At 68.5% G+C, this 2,468-nt stretch carries 3 protein-coding genes and 1 pseudogene; all 4 read right to left on the minus strand.

Annotated features, from left to right (window positions below; genetic code table 11):
* On the minus strand, nucleotides 1-947 hold a 947-nt coding region (locus ACE3UY_RS16570), incomplete at its 3' end, for a DNA topoisomerase IB (RefSeq protein ID WP_374688601.1).
* Nucleotides 940-1,389 carry an SRPBCC family protein gene (locus ACE3UY_RS16575; protein WP_374688602.1) on the minus strand — a complete coding sequence of 150 codons (450 nt, stop codon included), beginning with the start codon at nucleotides 1,387-1,389 and terminating at the stop codon, nucleotides 940-942. The genes ACE3UY_RS16570 and ACE3UY_RS16575, both read right to left, overlap by 8 nt.
* Nucleotides 1,390-1,405: 16 nt before the next feature.
* A complete protein-coding gene (locus ACE3UY_RS16580) occupies nucleotides 1,406-1,843 on the minus strand; it encodes a hypothetical protein (RefSeq protein WP_374688603.1) in 438 nt (145 codons plus the stop codon).
* Between the two features lie 66 nt (nucleotides 1,844-1,909).
* A pseudogene (locus tag ACE3UY_RS16585) lies at nucleotides 1,910-2,468 on the minus strand (hypothetical protein); the annotation flags it as partial.

Genomic DNA, 2,468 nt, shown 5'->3' on the forward strand with positions numbered 1-2,468 from the left:
CAGGTGGCCGGCCGGTTGCCCAGCGCCGCGGCCACCTCCTTCACCGCCTGGACGACGTTGCGGCGGGTCGCCGGCTCCGATTCGGCCGGCTCCAGCGCGCACAGCGTCATCGCCGCCAGCACGCTGCCCCCCCAGGTGCGGAAGTCCTTGGCCGAGAATTCCGCGCCGGTCACCTCGCGCAGGTAGTCGTTCACGTCGCCGGAGCTCACGTCCTGGCGCGCGCCGTCCTCGTCGTAATACTGGAACAGTTGGTAGCCGGGGATGTCACGGCATCGCTTGACGATGCGCGCCAGCCGCCGGTCGCGCACGTCGATGGCGTGCTGCTGGCCGCTCTTACCGACGAAGTGGAAGCGGATGGTCGCGCCCTCGACCGTCACGTGCTTGTCGCGCAGGGTGGTCAGGCCGTAGCTCTGGTTGGCGCGCGCGTACTCCTTGTTGCCCACGCGGATCAGGGTCGTGTCCATCAGGCTCAGCACGGTCGCCAGCACCTTCTCGCGCGGCAGGCCGCGGCGCGACAGGTCGGCGTCGATCCGCACGCGCAGGGCAGGTAGCGCCTCGCCGAAAGCGAGCAGGCGGTCGTATTTGGTCTGACTGCGCGTGGCGTTCCAGTCGGCGTGGTAGCGGTACTGCTTGCGGCCGCGGGCGTCGCGGCCGGTGGCCTGGATGTGGCCGTTGGGCCGGGCGCAGATCCATACATCGTCCCAGGCGGGCGGGATGCGCAGCTTCTCGATGCGGGCCAGCACCTTCGCACTGGTGACCGGCTCGCCGTCAACGCCGGCGTAGCGAAAGCCACCGTCTTGCAGGCGCTCGCGGCGGATGCCGGGGTCGCAGTCGCTAACGTAACGCAGGCCGGCGGCGCGGGCGGCCTCGGTTGGATCTAGAACGGGAGCGGTTGAGTCAGTGGATGAAGAATCAGTAGATGACGACATCGCGACTATGCTACCCATGCCGAGCCACCTCATTGAGCAGCCGCAGTTCCTCGCCGTAGATGCGCCGCGTGATGGACGGGTTCACCAGCCGCTCGACGAAGCCGCGCAGCCCGCCGGCCGAGCGAAAGTCGCTGCGGATGGTGACGCGAGTCTGGCCGTCGCTTTGTGGCTCCAGGATAAAGTGAGTGAGTGCCCCGGCGGCGGTATCCTCCTCGGCCAGCACCCGGCCCGGCTCTGGCTCGCTGACCGCCAGCCGGAAGCGCTGCCGGTTGCCCATCACGTTCATATCGGCGCGAACCACCGTACCGGCCCCCACCCCACCCTTTTCAACGGTCAGGCCCTCGAAGTATTGACGCGGCAGGATGGACGGGTGGCCGGTGTGATAGTCGGACAAGATCGCGTAAATGGTTTCGGCGGGGGCGTCGATGATCTGGGATACGGAGACGCGGTAGGCGCTCATGAGTTACTCCTCTAAATTACTTGCCACCTGCCCCCCGCTTTCGCTCCAAAGCCAGCCGCTCCTGTTCCAGCTTCAGCCGTTCCCGTTCCAGGGCCAGCCGTTCGCGCTCCAGTTCCACCAAGTGGGACTCGGCGCGGCGGGCCTCCTCGCGGCGCTCCGACATCTGTTTGATGAGCAAGCCCAGCAGGCCGGTCATGGCCGTGATGACACCGGCCAGGGCCAGCGACAGGTCGCGGATGGTCTCGATGGGGATGCTGGTCTGCGGCTCTTCCGGCGTCTGCGGGTCGGGCGCTTCCTCGCCGCCCGGCGTGACGATGATGGGCGCGGTCGGGCCGGCCGGCAGTCCGCCGACAAAACGGAACAGGAACAACGCGCCCACCACCAGGCCCAGCGCCGCCAGAACGGCCAGAGCCGGGGAGAGCCTGTCGCGCGAGAGTCGGGTATGGTTTGTCATGTGTCACCGGCGGGCGGCTGGATTAGATGGCCGGCCGCCTACAGTATATCTGACGCCGGCGGGCGTTCAATGGTTCCGCGTCTCGTCGGCCATGCGCACCAGCGCCACGCCGTGAATCGCCCCGACCACAGCGCCCATCACCAGCAGCGCGACCGCCATCAGCGCCAGCGACTGCCACAGGACCGGCTGCTTGTAGGCCAGGTCGATGGCCCAGAAGACCATGGGCATGCCCACGGTCCAGGCCAGCATGTTGGCCGGAATCCAGCGCCCGGCCTGCGCCACCTTGCCGCGCAGGGTGAGATATTGGGCAAAGGACAGGATCGCCCCGCCCACCGCGCCCAGCCCGGCGGCCAGCAGCAGCACCACGGCCTGCGGCGGCTCAGCCACCGGCGCGACTTTGGCGTCGGCTGTCGTCTGGGTCAGGTTAATGAGGGTGGAGGGCAGGTAGCCGAGTACGTAGGCCAACAGCGCGCCGATCAGCGTGGCCCGCCACCAGGCGAAGCGACCGATCTGGGGGAACCACGGCCGCATGGCCCACCATTGGGCCAGCCCGACGATGGTGGCCTCGATGGCCCCACTGGCGATGGCCGCGCTAAAGGCGAGCAGGACAGCCGCCACGCCGCCG

Origin of the sequence: Promineifilum sp. (SeqCode) (assembly GCF_041918635.1) — a bacterium.
GTDB lineage: Bacteria > Chloroflexota > Anaerolineae > Promineifilales > Promineifilaceae > Promineifilum.

What these genes read in the sequence shown, in the direction of transcription:
- ACE3UY_RS16580 (WP_374688603.1), bottom strand. Translation starts at nt 1,843, where the DNA reads ATGACAAACCATACCCGACTCTCGCGCGACAGGCTCTCCCCGGCTCTG.
- ACE3UY_RS16575 (WP_374688602.1), bottom strand. Translation starts at nt 1,389, where the DNA reads ATGAGCGCCTACCGCGTCTCCGTATCCCAGATCATCGACGCCCCCGCC.